Origin of the sequence: Paenibacillus chibensis (assembly GCF_004001045.1) — a bacterium.
Classification (GTDB): domain Bacteria; phylum Bacillota; class Bacilli; order Paenibacillales; family Paenibacillaceae; genus Paenibacillus_AQ; species Paenibacillus_AQ chibensis.
On record NZ_BIMK01000025.1, the window covers coordinates 1 to 2,926 of the forward strand.

Annotated in this window: 1 rRNA gene; it reads right to left on the bottom strand. The window is 53.6% G+C overall.

Annotated features, from left to right (window positions below):
* A 23S ribosomal RNA gene (locus tag PCH05_RS18810) occupies window positions 1-2,926 on the bottom strand.

A 2,926-nucleotide genomic window follows, 5' to 3' on the forward strand; every position in this document is an offset into this window, starting at 1 on the left:
AGGATAAGCCCTCGACCGATTAGTATTGGTCAGCTCCATGCATTGCTGCACTTCCACCTCCAACCTATCTACCTCGTCGTCTTCAAGGGGTCTTACATACTGGGAAATCTCATCTTGAGGGGGGCTTCACGCTTAGATGCTTTCAGCGCTTATCCCGTCCGTACGTAGCTACCCAGCCATGCTCCTGGCGGAACAACTGGTGCACCAGCGGTACGTCCATCCCGGTCCTCTCGTACTAAGGACAGCTCCTCTCAAATTTCCTACGCCCACGACAGATAGGGACCGAACTGTCTCACGACGTTCTGAACCCAGCTCGCGTACCGCTTTAATGGGCGAACAGCCCAACCCTTGGGACCTACTTCAGCCCCAGGATGCGATGAGCCGACATCGAGGTGCCAAACCTCCCCGTCGATGTGGACTCTTGGGGGAGATAAGCCTGTTATCCCCAGGGTAGCTTTTATCCGTTGAGCGATGGCCCTTCCATGCGGTACCACCGGATCACTAAGCCCGACTTTCGTCCCTGCTCGACTTGTAGGTCTCGCAGTCAAGCTCCCTTCTGCCTTTGCACTCTTCGAATGATTTCCAACCATTCTGAGGGAACCTTGGGGCGCCTCCGTTACTCTTTAGGAGGCGACCGCCCCAGTCAAACTGCCCACCTGACACTGTCCCCATACCGGTTCACGGTACCAGGTTAGAACCTAGATACGATCAGGGTGGTATCCCAACGGCGCCTCCACCTAAGCTGGCGCTCAGGCTTCAAAGGCTCCCACCTATCCTGTACAGATCGTACCCAAATCCAATATCAAGCTGCAGTAAAGCTCCATGGGGTCTTTCCGTCTTGTCGCGGGTAACCTGCATCTTCACAGGTATTAAAATTTCACCGGATCTCTCGTTGAGACAGCGCCCAAGTCGTTACGCCATTCGTGCGGGTCAGAATTTACCTGACAAGGAATTTCGCTACCTTAGGACCGTTATAGTTACGGCCGCCGTTTACTGGGGCTTCGGTTCATAGCTTCGGGTTACCCCTAACCACTCCCCTTAACCTTCCAGCACCGGGCAGGCGTCAGCCCGTATACTTCGCCTTACGGCTTCGCACAGACCTGTGTTTTTGCTAAACAGTCGCTTGGGCCTTTTCACTGCGGCCCCCTCGTGCTATTCACACTACCGGGGCACCCCTTCTCCCAAAGTTACGGGGTCATTTTGCCGAGTTCCTTAACGAGAGTTCTTCCGCGCGCCTTAGAATTCTCTTCTCGCCTACCTGTGTCGGTTTGCGGTACGGGCACCTTCACCTGGCTAGAGGCTTTTCTTGGCAGTGTGAGATCATGACCTTCGGTACTATAATTTTCCCTCCCCATCACAGCCTGGCCTTAAGATGTGCGGATTTGCCTACACATCAGCCTCACTGCTTGGACAGACATCCATCAGTCTGCGTCACTACCCTCCTGCGTCACCCCATTGCTCATAGCGGTTTACGGTGGTACAGGAATTTCAACCTGTTGTCCTTCGACTACGCCTTTCGGCCTCGCCTTAGGTCCCGACTTACCCTGAGCGGACGAGCCTTCCTCAGGAAACCTTGGGCTTTCGGCGGATCAGATTCTCACTGATCTTTTCGTTACTCATACCGGCATTCTCACTTGTATACGCTCCAGCGCTCCTTACGGTACACCTTCAATGCTGTATACAACGCTCCCCTACCCCTGATGCAAAGCATCAAGCCATAGCTTCGGTGGTGTGTTTAGCCCCGTTACATTTTCGGCGCAGAGTCACTCGACCAGTGAGCTATTACGCACTCTTTAAATGGTGGCTGCTTCTAAGCCAACATCCTGGTTGTCTGTGCAACTCCACATCCTTTCCCACTTAACACACACTTGGGGACCTTAGCTGATGGTCTGGGCTGTTTCCCTTTTGACAATGGATCTTAGCACTCACTGTCTGACTCCCGGTTATAAGTCTATGGCATTCGGAGTTTGACTGAGCTTGGTAACCCTTGCGGGCCCCGCACCCAATCAGTGCTCTACCTCCACGACTCTATTCACCGAGGCTAGCCCTAAAGCTATTTCGGGGAGAACCAGCTATCTCCGAGTTCGATTGGAATTTCTCCGCTACCCCCACCTCATCCCCGAATTTTTCAACATTCGTGGGTTCGGGCCTCCAGTGCGTGTTACCGCACCTTCACCCTGGACAGGGGTAGATCACACGGTTTCGGGTCTACGCCCACGTACTCATTCGCCCTATTCAGACTCGCTTTCGCTGCGGCTACGGCTTCTCACCTTAACCTTGCACGGGAACGTAACTCGCCGGTTCATTCTACAAAAGGCACGCCATCACCCATAGATCGGGCTCTGACTTCTTGTAAGCACACGGTTTCAGGTTCTATTTCACTCCCCTTCCGGGGTGCTTTTCACCTTTCCCTCACGGTACTGTTTCACTATCGGTCGCTAGGGAGTATTTAGCCTTAGCAGATGGTCCTGCCAGATTCATACGGGGTTTCACGTGCCCCGCACTACTCGGGATCCGTCTCGGAGGGAACAAACTTTCAGCTACAGGGCTTTTACCTTCTATGCCGGGCCTTTCCAGACCTCTTCGCCTAATCTGTTCCTTTGTAACTCCATGTGAGACGTCCCACAACCCCGGCCAGCAAGCTGACCGGTTTAGGCTGTTCCGCGTTCGCTCGCCGCTACTGACGGAATCACTCTTGTTTTCTCTTCCTCAGGGTACTTAGATGTTTCAGTTCCCCTGGTATGCCTCTTCATCACCTATGTATTCAGTTATGAGTAACTGGATATTACTCCAGCTGGGTTTCCCCATTCGGAAATCCCCGGATCAAAGCTTGCTTACAGCTCCCCGAGGCGGTATCGTTGTTCGCCACGTCCTTCTTCGGCTCCTAGCGCCTAGGCATCCTCCGTGTGCTCTTAGTAGCTTAACC